This window comes from Pseudoalteromonas sp. ASV78 (assembly GCF_047806705.1).
GTDB lineage: Bacteria > Pseudomonadota > Gammaproteobacteria > Enterobacterales > Alteromonadaceae > Pseudoalteromonas > Pseudoalteromonas prydzensis_A.
Genome location: NZ_JBLOPA010000001.1, coordinates 3,873,773 through 3,891,033, shown reverse-complemented (window position 1 = coordinate 3,891,033; position 17,261 = coordinate 3,873,773). Strand labels below are relative to the sequence as shown.

Below are 17,261 nucleotides of genomic sequence, written 5' to 3'. Positions count from 1 at the left end.
ATTAAGGCTTTATATTAGGTTTTATACACATTGCTAGCTTTGTCCATTTTCTAAACTCAACAACACTTTTTAAAACCATAAAAAGTGTTGTTGAGTTTTTTATATTATCAACTTTACAAGATAAACAAAGAGAATTAAACGTACCTATAAATTACACGGTTGATTTATTTGGAAATACATTGATAAATGCTGTTTATTTGCATCACTAAAGTTGGCGCGCTAACAGGTCAAGCCGTGGTGTCTTTTCCACCATCTACAATTGGTAGTTACCAATCACCATTTACGGCAAGCTTTGGCGTTTGATAATCAATACAATGGCAAGGCAGCTTTTCTGTGGGCGAGAATACTTACCAATGTAAAGTGAGTCTAATCGACTAAGCTGATTAAAGTTAGTTTTATATTAAATGGCATTCAATCCAGTTGCATGTCATTTAATAATTCACCAAGCAGCGTCATTACACCCCTTCTTCAAGCTCTCGCCAAAACTTATAGCTTATGGCTTAGCACTTTATTTCAGGCATAAAAAAACCCCGACCAATGTGGTCAGGGCTATTAAAAGTGGTACCAGCGGCCGGACTTGAACCGGCACGCCTTGCGGCAGGGGATTTTGAATCCCCCATGTATACCAATTTCATCACGCTGGCATCATTTTTCTTTAACCTTCTAACATGAGAAGATAAAGAAAAACCACTTTAGAGCTAAGACTTATCAAACCGTCTTCGTCTCTATGGCAAGCATTATACAAACAATCAGAGGAGCAGCAAGCGTTTTTTACAAAACCCTGATCAACCGCTTAACAATTAAGCAACCATTAACATTCGCTCATTAAAGCGAGCTACGCTACAACTAGTATTTGTCTCGCTATTTGCTAAACTAGCGCGCAACTTAACTTTGTGAGTGTGTTTATGTCTGGTGAATTTCCACGTGCGGGCTTTTGGCGTCGCTTTGCTTCATTGATTTATGATTCTTTAGTCGTTATCTCATTATCTATGTTGACTGCCATTTTATATTTTGCGGCTATTCAGAGCTTAATTGCACTAGGCTTTATCCCACAAACTGAAGATCCTGCGGCTTTTATACAAGACTCTCCGTTGCTATATGGTATTCGTAGTGTCTTATTTGTTGGTGTAAATATTGTATTTTTTGCTTATTTTTGGACTAAGAGCGGGCAAACGATTGGTATGCGGGCATGGCGTTTAAAAGTACAAACGCGTGATGGTAAGCTGATCAGCTGGCCACAAGCGGTTATCCGCAGCATGTCAGCCTTACTTGGTTTGGGTAATTTAGTGGTGTTAGTTGATTTTAAAAACAAGCGTGCACTGCAAGATTATATTTCTAAAACCGAGGTTGTTGCGCTAACTAAAGAAGAAAACAAACGAATTTATCGCTCATTAGATTAAATTTTTTAGGAGCTAGCGATACATCTAGCTCCGTGCGTTATTAATTGCGCTTATTCAGCAAGTAAGTAGCAAAACCAATGAAGATAATACTCGGTAAAGTGGCACCGATAATTGCTGGAATTTGATAAACCATTACCACAGGGCCAAATATTTCATTGGTTAAGTGAAATACGATCCCCGTAACAACTCCCATCACAATCCTTGCCCCCATGGTTACTGTACGAAGTGGGCCAAATATAAACGACAGCGCTACCAGCAACATCACAGCAATTGATACTGGCTGCATTATTTTGCGCCACAGCGCTAACTCATAGGTACTGGTGTCTTGCTCATTTTGCTTTAAATAACCTAAATATGACCACAACCCTGTAAATGATAGTGACTCAGGCTTGACCGATACCACACCGAGCTTTTCAGCGGTCAGTTGTGAATCATAAAACTCTTCATCTTGCTGCTGAGTATTAATTTGCTCTTCGCCCAATTGCACTTTATTTACATCGCGCAGTAGCCAACCATCTTTGCGACTTACGGCTTCTCGCGCTTTGGTGATTTGCGTAAGTTGCAATGATTTATCAAAGTGATACATATTTACGCCATGCAATACGCCGTTTTGGTCAACATCTTCAATATTAATAAAGTTATTGCCATCTTTGGCCCATACGCCTTGTTGTGCATTAAACACATCACCACCATGAATAGCGTGGTTACGCATTTCTTTTGCTTTAAGCTGTGCAGCCGGTGCGCCCCACTCGCCCAGTGCCATCATGCAAAGCGCCATAAATATTGCTGTTTTCATTACTGAGATAATTATTTGCAAACGCGACATACCCGCGGCTTGCATCACCACCAACTCACTGTTTGAGGCAAGCGCTCCCAAGCCAGTTAAACCGCCGATGAGTGCAGCCATGGGGAAAAACACCACTAAGTCACCTGGCATGCTATACAAGGTATAAAGTAACGCGGTTGCGATATCGTAACTACCCCGACCAACTGATTTAAGCTGCTCAATAAATTTAATTAAGGTGCTTATCCCCACCAATACCATCAGCGCAAAACCCGTGGTTTGCAAAATACTACGGCCTAAGTACCAATCAAGCATTTTCATCATGCGCCTAACTCCCGCTTGGTGATGACAGCTTTAAGCCAAGCACCGAGTGGCCGTCCTTTGATAATCAAAAAACCTCCTATAAATAGTGCGGTAAAGTGGATCCACCATAAGCCAATCGACGGCGGGATCTTGCCATCTTCAACAGCAAATTTTGCTGCATTAAGTAAGATAAAATAACCTAAATATAGGCTGATCGCGGGAACTAACTTGGCAAATTTACCTTGGCGAGGATTAACCACACTTAGCGGTACCGCAAGTAAAGTCAGCAAGGGGATAGAAAGTGGGATAGCAATACGCCACTGCCATTGTGCAACAGCTTCTGAGCCCTTCATGCTAAGTAAGTCTATAGTTGGTACGGCTTCAAGTTTACGCCGCTGATGTTCAATCTCTTGTTCACGTATTTGTACGCTGTAGCCGTCAAACTCAGTTAAATTAAGCGCAGCTGTTTCACCATCGGTTTCGTAGCGCTTACCATCACTGAGTATTAATTGTTGCTCGCCATTTTCCTGTTCAACCACTACTCCACGCTCGGCATACACTAACCGTGCAAGGTTATCTTTTTCGCTATCAGGTAGTTGTGCTACAAAGACCTTATTTAACTCTTTACCGCCGTTTTCAATGTTATGAATAAACACCACGGCTTTTTCGTTACCGGTCTGTTGGAATCGCCCAGCCCGCAGTGCTGATAACCCAGCATCAGCTTTAGCCTGCTCTTTCAGTTGATATTCTTGCTCACTGGCCCATGGGGCAATATATAAAGTAAGTACACCGGCTAATAGTGCAAGTAGCACACTTGAGATTAAAGTAACACGCACGACATACCATTCACTCACCCCACAGGCTTTTAACACGGTCATTTCGCTGTCGGCATAAATACGACTATAGGCGAGAATGATGCCTAAAAAGATACTAAGCGGTAAAATGAGTGAAGCCAATTGCGGTAACTTGAGTGCAATCATCGACAACACTAACTTGGCTGGAAGGCCGCCTTCAGAGGCGTCGCTTAAAATAACCACAAACTTTTGTGACAAAAAAATTGTCATCAAAGTTAAAAATACGGCGACCTGAGACTTTAAAACTTCAGTGGTCAAATAACGGAAAATTAGCAATGATCGCCCCTGTTAAACATAATGTTTCACTTCAAGAGTAAGAAAATTTGAGTAAACTTAAGGTTTTATTATATGTCATCAACATTAAATATCCTACCTAGCAACTCGATATATTGTTGCATTAGTGGTATTGATGGCTACAAAAGTATAAAGTTCAAATACACATAATGAGTCAGCGTTTATAAGCTAATATTAAAGTAAGTAACTGGATTTTTATTATATTGCCCTTATTTAAAGGGTAAATGACTCAAAATTAGGAGTGACAATGGAATTTAGCGTAAAAAGTGGTAGTCCTGAAAAGCAACGTAGCGCATGTATTGTAGTTGGCGTTTATGAGCCACGTCGTTTATCCCCCATTGGAGAACAACTCGATAAAATCAGTGATGGTTATATCTCTAATTTATTACGCCGTGGTGACCTTGAAGGTAAGCCTGGGCAAGTACTGTTATTACATCATGTACCGAATGTGCTAAGTGAACGCATATTACTGGTTGGTTGTGGTAAAGAGCGCGAGCTTGATGATAAACAGTACAAACAAATTATTTCAAAAACCATTAATACCCTTAACGAAACGGGATCGATGGAAGCGGTCTGTTTTTTAACCGAGCAACATGTTAAAAGCCGCGACACATATTGGAAGGTACGCCAAGCAGTCGAAACCACCCAAGATTGCTTATATACCTTTAATCAATTAAAAAGTAAAAAAAGCGACCCGCGTCGCCCACTGCGTAAAATCGTGTTTAATGTACCCACTCGCCGCGAATTGACGATTGGCGAAAGCGCCATTGAACATGGTTTAGCCATCGCTGCGGGTAGTAAGTTATGTAAAGACGTAGCGAACATGCCACCAAATATCTGTAACCCAGCGTATTTAGGTGAACAAGCACAAGAACTTGCAGCTAACTTTGATAACATCACGGTTGACATTATCGGCGAAGAGAAAATGGCAGAGCTGGGTATGAATTCATACTTGGCGGTGGGCCGTGGTAGTGATAACGAATCGGTTATGTCGGTCATTAACTACCAAGGTGGCGCGAAAGATCAAGCCCCAATCGTACTGGTTGGTAAAGGCTTAACCTTTGACTCAGGGGGTATTTCACTAAAACCTGGCGAAGCCATGGACGAAATGAAGTACGACATGGGTGGTGCTGCTGGTGTTATTGGCGCAATGCGTGCGCTTGCGCAAATGCAATTACCCATTAACGTAATTGGCGTACTGGCAGGCTGTGAAAACATGCCAAGCTCAAATGCTTATCGCCCAGGTGATATTTTAACCACCATGTCAGGGCAAACTGTGGAAGTGCTTAATACTGATGCCGAAGGCCGCTTAGTATTATGTGATGCACTGACCTATGTTGAACGTTTTGAACCTGAAACCGTGATTGACGTAGCCACCTTAACCGGTGCCTGTATTGTTGCCCTTGGTGCTCATGCAACCGGTTTATTATCCAACCATAATCCGCTTGCACATGACTTATTAAAAGCATCAGAGCAAAGTGGCGACCGTGCATGGCAATTACCACTTTGGGATGATTACCAAGACCAACTGGAAAGCCCATTTGCTGATTTTACTAACTTAGGCGGTCGTGCTGCGGGCACAATCACCGCTGCGTGCTTCCTATCTAAGTTCACTAAAAAATATAATTGGGCGCATTTAGATATCGCAGGTACTGCGTGGCGCAGCGGTAAAAATAAAGGCGCAACAGGTCGTCCTGTGCCAATGCTTACACAATATTTACTAAACCGTGCTGGCGTAAGCGAAACCAGCCAAGATTAAACATCGCGTTTAGCAATCTATGCAACTCATTATAAGGCGCCCTCTGGCGCCTTATTTATTCTTCATTTATCGGTGTATTAATTGAAGCAAAACGCGTTATATGGCAAAATCCCTGCTTTGATTTAAGTATTATTTTCAATACTGTGGGAAGCCCCGATACAATGAGCATGAACGCCCAATTTTTCGTTCTAAAGCAACAAGATGAATCAACTGCTCAGGCAGATGTTCTCTTTAGCTTAGCTGCAGATATCGCAGGGCAACAATATCGCCTTGGTCATCGCATCTTTATTTATGTTGATGATATTGAAATTGCCCATGCCGTTGATGAAACTATTTGGTCATTCGACCCCGACAGTTTTGTGCCTCACAACCTGCAAGGTGAAGGTCCAAAAGGCGGAGCGCCCGTAGAAATTGGCACTACCCCACCGGTTGGTAATCGTAAAGTTTTAATAAATTTGGCCACACAGCTCCCGGATTTTATTCGTCGCTTTAACCAAGTTTTTGATTTTGTGCCCGTTGAAGCCACAGCAAAACAAGCCGCCCGTGAGCGCTTTAAAAAGCTGCGCCAACTCGGTGCCAACATCACCACGCAAGATATTAATAGCTAACATACCTTTTGTATAAATAGCTAACTAACTCATTTAAGTACTTATTTAAGGTTCTGTGTAATGGATAAAACCTACAATCCGCAAGATATTGAACAGTCGCTATACCAAGACTGGGAACAAAAAGGCTACTTTAAACCATCAGGTAAAGGCGCAGCCTATTCAATTATGATCCCGCCACCCAATGTCACCGGTAGCTTACACATGGGCCACGCGTTTCAAGACACCATTATGGATACCTTAACGCGCTTTAAACGTATGCAAGGTAATAATACCTTATGGCAAGTAGGTACTGACCACGCAGGTATCGCCACACAAATGCTGGTTGAACGTAAACTTGCTGCCGAAGAAGGCAAAACACGTCATGACTTAGGTCGTGAAGCCTTCATTGATAAGATTTGGCAGTGGAAAGAGCAATCTGGCGGGACTATCACTAAACAACTTCGTCGCCTTGGCGCATCGGTTGATTGGGATCGTGAACGCTTCACTATGGATGACGGCTTATCAGAAGCCGTTAAAGAAGTATTTGTACGCTTACATAAAGAAGATTTGATTTACCGTGGTAAGCGCCTAGTAAACTGGGATCCAAAACTACACACCGCGATTTCTGATCTTGAAGTTGAAAACAAAGATAAACAAGGCCACATGTGGAACTTACGTTACCCATTGGCTGATGGTGTTAAAACCCAAGACGGTAAAGATTACATTGTCGTGGCAACCACCCGTCCAGAGACTATGCTTGGCGATTCAGGGGTTGCTGTCAACCCAGATGATGAGCGTTATCAAGACTTGATCGGTAAAGACATTTTATTACCGATTGTTAATCGTCGGATTAAAATCGTGGCTGATGAACATGCCGATAAAGACAAAGGCACAGGTTGTGTAAAAATCACTCCTGCTCATGACTTTAACGATAACGAAGTCGGTAAGCGTCATCAAATGCCGATGATCAACATCTTCGATAAAGACGCGGCCATTCTAAGTCAAGGCGAAACCTACACCTTTGACGGTAAAGAGCTTGAGTTTGATGCACCAATTCCAGAGCGCTTACACGGTCTTGACCGCTTTGATGCTCGTAAAGTCATTGTGGCTGAGTTTGAACAGCTTGGGTTACTTGAGAAGATTGAAGATCACGCTTTAACCGTACCTTACGGCGACCGCTCAGGTGTGGTTATTGAACCACTGCTTACCGACCAATGGTATGTACGTGTTGCACCACTGGCTGAGCCTGCAAAAGACGCAGTGAAAAATGGCGATATTCAATTTGTACCTAAGCAATACGAGAACATGTATTTCTCGTGGATGAACGACGTACAAGATTGGTGTATTTCGCGCCAGTTGTGGTGGGGCCATCGTATTCCTGCTTGGTATGACAGTGAAGGTAACGTTTTTGTTGGTCGTGATGAAGCCGAAGTTCGCAGCGAAAATAACATCGCCGCTGATGTGGTGCTGACTCAAGACGAAGACGTACTTGATACTTGGTTCTCATCGGCACTGTGGACTTTCTCAACCCAAGGCTGGCCTGCGAACACCGATGATTTAAAAACCTTCCACCCGTCTGACGTACTGGTAACTGGTTTTGATATTATTTTCTTCTGGGTGGCGCGTATGATCATGATGACCATGCACTTCATCAAAGATGACAACGGCAAGCCACAAGTGCCCTTTAAAACGGTGTACGTTACGGGTCTTATTCGCGATGAAAATGGCGATAAAATGTCAAAATCAAAAGGTAACGTCCTAGATCCAATCGACATGATTGACGGTATCGACCTTGAAAGCTTAGTGACCAAACGCACCAGCAATTTGATGCAAGAAAAAGTCGCTAAGAAAATCGAAAAAGATACCCGTAAAACCTTTGATAACGGCATTGAAGCTCACGGTACCGATGCACTGCGCTTTACTTTAGCTGCTATGGCATCAACGGGTCGTGATATCAACTGGGATATGAACCGCCTTGAAGGTTACCGTAACTTCTGTAATAAGTTATGGAACGCCAGCCGTTACGTACTAATGAATACCGAAGAGCAAGATTGTGGCTTTGCAAACGATGCTATCAAAGAGTATTCACTTGCTGATCGTTGGATCTTAGGCCAATTTGAGTCAACAGTTAAAGCTTATACCGAGCACTTAGATAACTACCGTTTTGACTTGGCAGCTAATGCGCTTTATGAATTCACTTGGAACCAATTCTGCGATTGGTACTTAGAGCTCACTAAGCCGGTATTATTCAAAGGCAATGAAGCACAACAACGTGGTACGCGTCATACGCTTATTACAGTACTTGAGAGCCTACTGCGCTTAATGCACCCGATGATGCCATACATCACGGAAACTATTTGGCAACGTGTTGCGCCACTAGCTGGGCTTGAAACTACGAACACCAGCATCATGGTACAAGCATTCCCAGCTTACAATGAAGCTAACGTTGACGCTAAAGCGATGGACGATTTAGAGTGGGTTAAACAATTCATTCTAGCGATTCGTAATATTCGTGGTGAAATGGATATCAGCCCGAGCAAGCCGTTATCAGTATTACTGGCAAATGCATCTGCGGATGATGTACGTCGTATTGAAGAAAATAAATCTTTCTTAGCGTCACTGGCTAAAATTGAAGAATTTACGCTGCTTGATAACAAAGATGACGCACCGGCATGTGCAACGTCTTATGTTGGCAACCTTGAGATCATGATCCCAATGGCCGGCCTAATTGATGTTGATGCAGAACTAGCACGGATTGGCAAACAGCTTGAAAAAGCCGAGAAAGGCCTAGCGCAAGTGCAAAACAAACTGGCTAACGAAAAGTTTGTAAATAACGCACCTGAAGCCGTACTTGCTAAAGAGCATGAGAAGCTTGCCGAGTTCTCAGACGCAAGAGCAAAACTGCTTGAGCAAAAAGCCAAGATCGAAAGTCTATAATACTTGTGCAAAGCATTTAAAAAGCCGCGTTACTATACAGTAACGCGGCTTTTTTGTGTTCTAGGTTCTAGGTTCTTATATGGACTCCCTAAGTAAATCAACAAAGAACTGTCTTTAAAAACAAGTATAGATGCGTGCTTATATACGGGCTTTATTGAGGAGCTACCTCGCCCTAAAATGTACTCGCACCAATAGGCAAATTCTAGGAAGCGGCATCTAAAGTGCCTTTGGACCTAACTTGCTTCTATTGGTCGGTCTTACCTGCTTTACATCGCTCTTTGCTGATTCAACATGGAATATCAAACCAATGAGATTGGCTGATATTCCGTGTCATTCTTTAATATCGCATACGCGGTTCTCACCGTTTTGTTTGCTAAAGCAACCGCTGCGATTTTTTTGCCTCTTCTCTCAACTAAGGCTTGTAGCCAACGCTCTTTGCTTGTTCTAGCTGGACGTTTACTCACTTGAGTGATAACAGAAAGCGCTCCTTGAAAAAGAGTGGAACGAAGTCGCTTATCTGCATTACGCTTTGAAATATGTCCAATACGTTCTTTACCACCTGAACTATGTTGCTTTGGCGTTAACCCTATATTTGCTGATGCTTCACGACCGTTGGTAAAACTCTCACCCTGACCTAAACGCACCGCTAGCCCTAAAGCACCGATGGGGCCGACACCCTCTAACTTCATCAACTTTTGACAGGTAGTATCATATTTTACCGCGTCTTCGAGCTGGCGTTCCAAAATGGCAACATGTTCGATTTGCTGTAGCAAGTGCTGCCATAAATAATTCAGTGTTTCACGAAAAGACTGAGGCAAGCTATTTTCAGCGTCTTCCAGAATAAAAGGAATGTGCTTACGGAGCTGGGATAAGCTTGGTGGCACAATAATACCAAACTCTCCAAGTAAGCCCCTGATTTGATTACTCTGTGCTATTTGATGTGTCTTTGCTAAATGACGAGCTCGCTCCAATGATTGCAGAGCCTGCTCTTCGGCAGATTGCACACGAGCACCATGGATATGCTCTTGAGAAGCGGCGATTGCGATAGCTAAAGCATCATTACGATCCGTTTTTTGCTTAGTTTGGAAAGGCTTAACTGTTCTTGCGGAAATGACTTTGACTTCGTGACCAAGAGCACGTGCTAGCCTAGCCCAATATTGCGCACTACCACACGCTTCCATCGCCACCACTGAGCGTGGCTGCTTAGCAAGCAGCTCTTTTAGCTTTGCTCGGCTAAGCTCTCGGTTGAAGAGGATTTTACCTTTTGGATCTCGCTTGCAGACTTGAAAAACATTTTTTGCTAAATCAATAGCCAATATATTAGTATCTTTCATGTATGGACTCCTTTGGTTAATCTTTTGTCGGATTAAAACCGTACCTCCTCAGGGAGAGGGAGTCCATACATCTAGGTTCTAGGTTCTAGGTTCTAGTCAGATATTAAAACGTGTAGTTATACTGCGCGCCAAATAAGTATGCATGGCCTTTTGATTCAAAGCCCCATTGCTGACCTAAGCCATCAGATTCAGTAAAGTTTTGCGTCTTACCACGTAAAATACTCATACCAATATCTAAATTAGCTTGCTCACTCATGGTGTAGTTAACCCCAAACGAGTACCAAAAACGGTCAGTATCTGGGATAGAAATCGACAGGTGTTTTTGATCAGCTGGTGATTCATCATAAGCAATACCAGCACGCAATAACACAGCATCATTAAACTGGTAGTCACCACCAATTGAATAACGCATTGAGTTTGAGAAGTTCTCATCTTTTGAGAATACAGGTGTATCACTACCCGCAACATGCGCTTCAAGTTTGTCAAAGCTATCCCAACCAGTCCACATTACACTGTAGTGTAAGCCTGTTTTCTCATCCAGTTGGTGTGAACCAGAAAACTCCGCAATCGCAGGGAGCGTAATTTCAACGCTACCAGGTACACTTACGCCAGCTAAACCGCCAATCTGTGCAGGTAGCTGATTAGAATATTCGCCATCAAAGGTGATGTCTGTTTCACTGCGATAGTTAAAACCAAAACGACTATTTTCATCAATTTGGTACATTGCACCTACGTTCCAACCAAATCCGTAGTCATCACCTTCTAAATGCACAGCTTGAGTTTGTGCTGGTAAGCCAAGCGGATTCGCACCAAAATTACGAATGATTTTCGCATCCGCATAAATATAATTTAAACCAAGGCCGACACTAAATTGCTCATTGATTTTATATGAACCACTAACGTTCATATTTACAGTGACGATCTCTGTTTCACCAGCAAGCTGGCCGGCAGGATAATCTTCATCAAATTCAGTTGCTAAACCAAAGTTTGAAAACGCACCAAAACCGACAGCAAACTTATCATCGATAGGCATGACAAAATAACCGGCAGGAACAAAAGCGGCTGGCGCAATACTGCTATCATTTAGTTGACCAGGGTTAACTGATTGATTACTAGCTTCAGTGCCACGAAGGCTGACATCTGGAACAACTGCAATACCAGCAACACTCAACTGTTGCTCTTTAAATAGCGACATAAGAGCTGGGTTACGTGCAACCACTGATGCATCATCAGCTACCGCCGCTTCACCTGCATACGCACGTCCTAAGCCAGAGGCATTTTGCTCTGCTAGCTGAAAAGCCGCTGCAAACGTATCTGCAGACATAACAGCAAGTGATGCTGCAATTAAAGTTTTTGTAAATTTCATTATGTTACCTTAACCAAACTAAGCGCTTGGGTTCCCATGTGTTGTCTCTAATTATTAGGAGTAAGTTACTTCAAAACCTTAGCACATTACCTTATTTTTCAATAAAAAACTGTAACAATTCGTTAAAAACCACCACTTAAACAAGTTTTTAACAGCAAAGTAACACCTTTTTAAAACACATCGGACAAGATGCAATACCTACTCAATTGCAATTAATTATCATTTAGGTTGACTTGATTCTAAAGGCTAATTAGACTATTCAGCAAGATTCAGTAAAGGGAGTGAAGCTGTGGAAATAGGGCTAATTATTGCTGCACTAGCTTTTTGTGGCGTAAGTGTGTATTGCTTTTGCAAAGCTAATTTTTGTGCCTGTACCAGAGCTGGTGCATGCGATAACCCTGTTAACCATTATTGGTTAGGCGCGATTGTCTGTGCTTTGGCGGCATTATTATGTTGTTGTGGTGCGTTACATACAGAGAATGGGACTTTATTGTGGATGATATTAATGACCAGTTGCTTTAGCGGTGCATTACTTTCTGCGAAACACTCAGCTAAAAAGCGCTGTACTAAAGCAATAACCAAAGCACAAGCTAAACCAGCAGATGCTCTTTTAACAAACGAGCCAAATTAAGCTGGTAATCTAAAGGTTTTATACTGGCCACGATTTTTAAATCATGCTCAGCGGAGGTTAAATCAACGTCTTTAGCAGTAACGTGATGTTTATGCTTGGCATTATAAAAAACTTTTACTTTCGGTTGAATGGGATTCTGATGATTGCCCTCTGTCACTAACGCCAACCGTTCATTGGTTAGTTTCACAATGGTGCCCACAGGGTGCACACCTAAGCATTTGATGAAACGCTGTACCAACTCACTATCAAACATCTGTTTATTCGCCAATAAATAACGTAATGCGTTAATTGGCTCATCACCTAATTGGTGAGGTCTGTCCGCAGTCATCGCGTCATACACATCAACAATGGCCATAATACGCGCAGGTCGACTGAGTTTTTCTCCCTGCAAACCACGCGGATAACCACTGCCATCAAGACGCTCATGGTGATTGACTATCATATCAAGCATCAATGGGGTAATACCCTTCTCGCCTTTTACTAATCCTAAGCTTTGCGCAACATGTTTTTTAATCGCTTGCATCTCAAGCTTATTCACCTTTTCAGGCTTGGAAAAAATTCCTTGTGGTAACTTAGCTTGACCTAAATCATGCAGCAATGCTCCCATGGCAAGCTCATGCACAATATTTTCTTTATAACCTAAATACTTAGCAAACACAGTAACAAAAATGGCGCAGTTGGTCATATGTCGCCAATTGTACATATGTTTATCTTTAAGACGAGTCAAAATAGTCATTGCGTTATGGTTACGAAATACCGAAGACACGATATCTTTGGCAATATCATCAAGCAATGCGATATTCATTTTTAAACCTGAAGTAACATCACCATATAAGCTTTGTAAATTACGATTATGTTGATCATAGCTGACGGTCGCTTTAGCAAACTCTTGCTCAACTGAGATAATTTTTTTTATTTTTGCTTTTTTTGGCTTAATGTCTGCTTTAGTAACAAGCTCAGCATCAGGTTTAAGCTGATATTTGGTAGGAACACTGACATCACTTTGGGTAAAATCTATCAGCAGCTCTTGCACCCCTTCGGACATTAAGCGTTTGATAATCGATTTATCGCGAACTAAACCACGAGTTTTGATTTTTATACTATCAACACCCTCAAATTGCTTGCTAACACTATCAACAAACATTCCTGGTACGAGTTCAGAAATTGGCAGGGTAATAAGCATATAAAGTGATTAATTCATTTCAAACAATAATAGTTACTGATTATCAACGATCCACTACAAATGTCTATAACAAAAGTAACGAATACGAAATAAGCACTAGGAAATGGCGAGTTGGCGAGTTGGCGAGTTGGCGAGTTGGCGAGTTGGCGAGTTGGCGAGTTGGCGAGTTGGCGAGTTGGCGAGTTGGCGAGTTGGCGAGTTGGCGAGTTGGCGAGTTGTTCAACATTGAAAGTTACACAAAACATATGTCAAGTTTTACGCAATTTATCTGCTGACTTTACTCTCGCTAACTTTACTCTCGCTAACTTTCCTCTCGCCACGGCTTATTACTCTTGGAAGTAAGTGCCCCAGCCGTCGTACTCTACGTCGGTGTCGATCGCAAGTTGCGCTAGTTTATCAACGTCTTCCATTATTACGTCAACATCAAGCTCAGCTTCAACAACTATATCAAAGCCCCAAATCTTACTACCATCCTCAAGCTCAAGTTCTGCAGGCTCTTCAACGTCATAACCAAGTTTAAACGCAGCCAATGCAGCTTGCTCGAGCTTAACAAAGTCTTCGCAAACAAAGTGGTGTTCGACTTCGTATAAGATCTCAGGATCAGAGCCATCTTCTAATAACGAAGTTACTATGTCTTCACTAATTTCACGCCAATTTTCCATTACTTTTCTCTCACTTGAGCATCTAATTCAGTTATTCTAGCAGCCATGATGCTATGAATACGCGTTGCGTGTTCACGTGCCCCTACTGTTTTATCAAGCGGCTGCGGTGCTAATATGTCTATGTAGATTGTACCATTGTCCCAACGATTTAGTTTAATGGTTTTATGTGTGCTGCTCATACAAACTGGCACTACTGGCACATCCGCATTTAATGCAGTATGAAAAGCACCGGTTTTAAATGGCAACAAGCCACGCCCATAACTACGAGTTCCCTCAGGAAACATCCACACCGACAGGCCTTTTTGCTTTATTTTATCCGCTGATTTAGAAATTGTGCCCGCCGCTTTCGAACGATTTCCACGGTCAATCAAAATATTCCCCGATAGCCAATATAGCTGGCCAAAAAATGGGATCCACTTTAGGCTTTTTTTTCCTAAACTTACGCAGTTTTCTGGTACTGCCGCTGCTAAAGTAAAGATATCGTAATTATTCTGATGGTTTGCAACATACACCGCAGGACCACAATGAGCCGCCTCTGAGTGGTGGGTGATCACCAATTTTGCACCGAGCATTTTTGCCATAGTGCCAAACCAACTAGCAATAATATGCACATTATTTTTATGAAAAGGTTTTACAATACAAAGTAATAAGCCAATGATACAACTGAATAAAATAAACAATGCCATGATCAAAATACGAATAATAGCTAACAAAAAAAACACTCCAAAAATAATAACGTCGGCATTATAGCGTTATTTTAGTTGCTAAACGAGAGTTTAGCGCACACTTGTAAGCTTAAATTAATTTCTTTTTTAAAAACAAACGGCCTGCAAAAGCAGGCCATTTAATTTAGTACCGATAATTTAAATTGTTAGTCTGTTTCTGTTGGCTCAATATCATCATCACTGACGGTTAGCTCAACAACGGCTTCATCAACTCGCTGTAAACCGCGTGGTAGTTTGTTACCGCGACGGCCTCGTTCACCATGATAGTGCTCTAAATCACTGGGTTTAAGAGTCAGTTTACGTTTACCTGCATGCAAGGTCACACTGGTGCCTTCAGGTACTACCGCGAGCACTTTTACAAACTCTTCACGCGCTTGTACTTTAGCACTTGGGATCGAGATAATCTTATTCCCCTTACCTTTACCAAGTTTAGGTAAGTCACGTAATGGAAATAACAGCATCCGCCCTTCATTCGAGATCGCCATACAGTAATCGTTAGCAACATCATTAACCCTAATAGGCGCTAATAACTGGCCACCTTTAGGTACGCTCACTAACGCTTTACCATTTTTGTTTTTGCTGACTAAATCAACAAAATCAGTAATAAAGCCATAACCCGCATCCGATGCCATCAAGAGCACTTGCTTATCTTCAGCCATCACTACATGCTCAAAATTAGCACCTGCGGTGAGGTTGAAACGCCCCGTCATTGGTTCGCCTTGGCTTCGCGCCGACGGCAAACTATGGGCATCAGTGGCAAATGCACGCCCTGCTGAGTCTAAAAATACGGTGGGTTGATTACTCTTACCACGGGCTGACGCTTTATATTCATCACCAGCACGGTAGCTTAGTCCTGTTACATCTAAATCATGGCCTTTACCTACCCGCGCCCAACCTTTTTCAGATAGCACCACGGTTACCGATTCTGATGGTATTAAATCTTTTTCGCTTAATGCTTTAGCTTCAAGACGTTCGACAATCGGTGAACGGCGATCATCACCATACAGCTCTGCTGCTTCTTGAATCTCTTTTTTCAGTAACGTCGACATACGACGTTCAGAGCCTAAGATCAACTGTAATTTATCACGCTCTTTGGCAAGCTCATCTTGCTCGCCACGAATTTTAAACTCTTCAAGTTTGGCTAAGTGACGTAGTTTTAATTCAAGGATTGCTTCGGCTTGGATATCTGTAATACCAAAGCGTTCCATTAACACTGGCTTTGGCTTGTCTTCGCTACGAATAATCTCAATAACTTCATCAATATTTAAAAAGGCTGCCAGTAAACCTTCTAAAATATGTAAACGAGCCAATACTTTATCTAAACGATATTGCAGGCGACGACGTACTGTTTCACGGCGAAACACCAGCCACTCAGTTAAAATGGTTCGTAAATCTTTTACCTGCGGACGGCCATCAAGGCCCAGCATATTTATATTAACGCGGTAATTTTTTTCCAAGTCTGTAGTGGCAAATAAATGGGCCATTAGCGGCTCCACTTTAATGCGATTAGAACGAGGAATAATCACTATGCGGGTTGGGTTTTCGTGGTCTGATTCATCACGCAGATCAGCGACCATGGGCAGCTTTTTGGCATTCATTTGCGCTGCGATTTGCTCAAGTACTTTACCACCAGAACATTGATGAGGCAGTGCAGTGATAACAATATCGCCGTGTTCTTCAGTATAAATAGCGCGCATTTTTATCGAACCACGACCAGTTTGATAAATTTTACGAATGTCAGCTTTTGAAGTAATGATTTCCGCTTCAGTTGGGTAGTCAGGCGCTTGTACATGCTCAAGCAATTGATCTAGTTCAGCTTTAGGGTTATCGAGCAATAGGCAACAGGCAGCGGCTACTTCGCGCACGTTATGGGGTGGAATATCCGTTGCCATACCTACGGCAATACCCGTAATGCCATTGAGTAAAATATGCGGTAAACGTGAAGGTAGTACTTGAGGTTCGTCCATGGTGCCATCAAAATTTGGCGTCCAATCAACGGTCCCTTGGCCAAGTTCTTTTAACAGTACTTCAGAGAACTTAGATAAGCGCGCTTCGGTATAACGCATTGCCGCAAATGACTTAGGATCATCGGCAGCACCCCAGTTTCCTTGCCCATCAACCAATGGATAACGATAAGAAAACGGTTGCGCCATTAACACCATCGCTTCATAACAGGCGCTATCACCGTGTGGGTGATACTTACCGAGTACATCACCGACAGTACGAGCCGACTTTTTATATTTAGCCGTTGCCGATAAACCCAGTTCGCTCATAGCATAAATAATACGACGTTGTACTGGTTTTAGACCATCGCCAATATGTGGCAATGCCCTATCCATGATCACATACATGGAATAATTCAAATAGGCGTCTTCAGTAAAACGCCCCATTGTTTGTTGCTCAATTCCTTGCATTAGCAAGGTATCTGTATCACTCATCAAA

14 protein-coding genes and 1 tRNA gene are annotated in these 17,261 nt (G+C 42.4%); 6 read left to right on the top strand and 9 right to left on the bottom strand.

The annotated features are described in order from the left end of the window. Positions 1 to 559 precede the first annotated feature (559 nt). Positions 560 to 644: transfer RNA gene (locus ACMVDV_RS17725), tRNA-Leu, on the bottom strand. A 261-nt stretch (positions 645 to 905) separates the two neighbouring features. Between ACMVDV_RS17725 and ACMVDV_RS17720 the strand changes: the two genes are divergently transcribed. Next, complete coding sequence (locus ACMVDV_RS17720; protein ID WP_416158967.1) at positions 906 to 1,400, top strand: RDD family protein; 495 nt, start codon at positions 906 to 908, stop codon at positions 1,398 to 1,400. Positions 1,401 to 1,440: 40 nt separating this feature from the next. On the opposite strand, the gene lptG is transcribed toward ACMVDV_RS17720, so the two are convergent. Both lptG and lptF read right to left on the bottom strand, forming a co-directional pair. After that, a complete protein-coding gene (gene lptG, locus ACMVDV_RS17715) occupies positions 1,441 to 2,508 on the bottom strand; it encodes an LPS export ABC transporter permease LptG (protein ID WP_192542916.1) in 1,068 nt (355 codons plus the stop codon). After that, on the bottom strand, positions 2,505 to 3,617 hold the full coding sequence (gene lptF / locus ACMVDV_RS17710) for an LPS export ABC transporter permease LptF (protein WP_416158966.1): 1,113 nt from the start codon (positions 3,615 to 3,617) through the stop codon (positions 2,505 to 2,507). The genes lptG and lptF overlap by 4 nt, the downstream gene beginning before the upstream one ends. A 265-nt stretch (positions 3,618 to 3,882) precedes the next feature. Between lptF and pepA the strand changes: the two genes are divergently transcribed. From pepA to ACMVDV_RS17695, 3 genes are all read left to right on the top strand, one after another. Next, positions 3,883 to 5,394 carry a leucyl aminopeptidase gene (gene pepA, locus ACMVDV_RS17705; protein ID WP_304183927.1) on the top strand — a complete coding sequence of 504 codons (1,512 nt, stop codon included), beginning with the start codon at positions 3,883 to 3,885 and terminating at the stop codon, positions 5,392 to 5,394. Positions 5,395 to 5,555: 161 nt separating this feature from the next. Beyond that, positions 5,556 to 6,002 carry a DNA polymerase III subunit chi gene (locus tag ACMVDV_RS17700; protein ID WP_192542918.1) on the top strand — a complete coding sequence of 149 codons (447 nt, stop codon included), beginning with the start codon at positions 5,556 to 5,558 and terminating at the stop codon, positions 6,000 to 6,002. A 60-nt stretch (positions 6,003 to 6,062) separates the two neighbouring features. Continuing rightward, positions 6,063 to 8,918, top strand: coding sequence for a valine--tRNA ligase (locus tag ACMVDV_RS17695; RefSeq protein WP_416158965.1), 2,856 nt, complete (start codon positions 6,063 to 6,065; stop codon positions 8,916 to 8,918). Between the two features lie 299 nt (positions 8,919 to 9,217). Here ACMVDV_RS17695 and ACMVDV_RS17690 read toward each other — a convergent pair whose 3' ends face one another. Both ACMVDV_RS17690 and ACMVDV_RS17685 read right to left on the bottom strand, forming a co-directional pair. Next, positions 9,218 to 10,252: an IS110 family transposase gene (locus ACMVDV_RS17690; RefSeq protein ID WP_416158964.1), complete on the bottom strand. Its 1,035-nt coding sequence runs from the start codon at positions 10,250 to 10,252 to the stop codon at positions 9,218 to 9,220. A 103-nt stretch (positions 10,253 to 10,355) separates the two neighbouring features. Further along, positions 10,356 to 11,618, bottom strand: coding sequence for an outer membrane protein transport protein (locus ACMVDV_RS17685; RefSeq protein ID WP_416158963.1), 1,263 nt, complete (start codon positions 11,616 to 11,618; stop codon positions 10,356 to 10,358). Between the two features lie 289 nt (positions 11,619 to 11,907). Between ACMVDV_RS17685 and ACMVDV_RS17680 the strand changes: the two genes are divergently transcribed. Next, positions 11,908 to 12,249 carry a hypothetical protein gene (locus tag ACMVDV_RS17680; RefSeq protein ID WP_304183921.1) on the top strand — a complete coding sequence of 114 codons (342 nt, stop codon included), beginning with the start codon at positions 11,908 to 11,910 and terminating at the stop codon, positions 12,247 to 12,249. Here ACMVDV_RS17680 and ACMVDV_RS17675 read toward each other — a convergent pair. Continuing rightward, positions 12,209 to 13,432, bottom strand: coding sequence for an HD-GYP domain-containing protein (locus tag ACMVDV_RS17675; protein ID WP_064667209.1), 1,224 nt, complete (start codon positions 13,430 to 13,432; stop codon positions 12,209 to 12,211). The two genes, ACMVDV_RS17680 and ACMVDV_RS17675, sit on opposite strands and share 41 nt — an antisense overlap. A 103-nt stretch (positions 13,433 to 13,535) precedes the next feature. Between ACMVDV_RS17675 and ACMVDV_RS17670 the strand changes: the two genes are divergently transcribed. After that, positions 13,536 to 13,661 (top strand): hypothetical protein, encoded by a 126-nt coding sequence (locus ACMVDV_RS17670; RefSeq protein WP_416158962.1) that lies wholly within the window; start codon positions 13,536 to 13,538, stop codon positions 13,659 to 13,661. A 97-nt stretch (positions 13,662 to 13,758) separates the two neighbouring features. Here ACMVDV_RS17670 and rraB read toward each other — a convergent pair whose 3' ends face one another. The 3 genes from rraB to parC all read right to left on the bottom strand — a co-directional run bounded on the left by rraB (position 13,759) and on the right by parC (position 17,257). Next, positions 13,759 to 14,094, bottom strand: coding sequence for a ribonuclease E inhibitor RraB (rraB, locus tag ACMVDV_RS17665; protein ID WP_064667208.1), 336 nt, complete (start codon positions 14,092 to 14,094; stop codon positions 13,759 to 13,761). After that, positions 14,094 to 14,807: a 1-acylglycerol-3-phosphate O-acyltransferase gene (locus ACMVDV_RS17660; protein WP_304183915.1), complete on the bottom strand. Its 714-nt coding sequence runs from the start codon at positions 14,805 to 14,807 to the stop codon at positions 14,094 to 14,096. The genes rraB and ACMVDV_RS17660 overlap by 1 nt, the downstream gene beginning before the upstream one ends. 158 nt (positions 14,808 to 14,965) lie before the next feature. Continuing rightward, complete coding sequence (gene parC, locus ACMVDV_RS17655) at positions 14,966 to 17,257, bottom strand: DNA topoisomerase IV subunit A (RefSeq protein ID WP_304183912.1); 2,292 nt, start codon at positions 17,255 to 17,257, stop codon at positions 14,966 to 14,968. Positions 17,258 to 17,261 lie beyond the last annotated feature (4 nt).

Bases quoted from the DNA above. Each gene is read 5' to 3' on its own strand.
- ACMVDV_RS17720 (WP_416158967.1), top strand. From the start codon at position 906: ATGTCTGGTGAATTTCCACGTGCGGGCTTTTGGCGTCGCTTTGCTTCA.
- lptG (WP_192542916.1), bottom strand. From the start codon at position 2,508: ATGATGAAAATGCTTGATTGGTACTTAGGCCGTAGTATTTTGCAAACC.
- pepA (WP_304183927.1), top strand. From the start codon at position 3,883: ATGGAATTTAGCGTAAAAAGTGGTAGTCCTGAAAAGCAACGTAGCGCA.
- ACMVDV_RS17700 (WP_192542918.1), top strand. From the start codon at position 5,556: ATGAGCATGAACGCCCAATTTTTCGTTCTAAAGCAACAAGATGAATCA.
- ACMVDV_RS17695 (WP_416158965.1), top strand. From the start codon at position 6,063: ATGGATAAAACCTACAATCCGCAAGATATTGAACAGTCGCTATACCAA.
- ACMVDV_RS17690 (WP_416158964.1), bottom strand. From the start codon at position 10,252: ATGAAAGATACTAATATATTGGCTATTGATTTAGCAAAAAATGTTTTT.
- ACMVDV_RS17685 (WP_416158963.1), bottom strand. From the start codon at position 11,618: ATGAAATTTACAAAAACTTTAATTGCAGCATCACTTGCTGTTATGTCT.
- ACMVDV_RS17675 (WP_064667209.1), bottom strand. From the start codon at position 13,432: ATGCTTATTACCCTGCCAATTTCTGAACTCGTACCAGGAATGTTTGTT.
- ACMVDV_RS17670 (WP_416158962.1), top strand. From the start codon at position 13,536: ATGGCGAGTTGGCGAGTTGGCGAGTTGGCGAGTTGGCGAGTTGGCGAG.
- rraB (WP_064667208.1), bottom strand. From the start codon at position 14,094: ATGGAAAATTGGCGTGAAATTAGTGAAGACATAGTAACTTCGTTATTA.
- parC (WP_304183912.1), bottom strand. From the start codon at position 17,257: ATGAGTGATACAGATACCTTGCTAATGCAAGGAATTGAGCAACAAACA.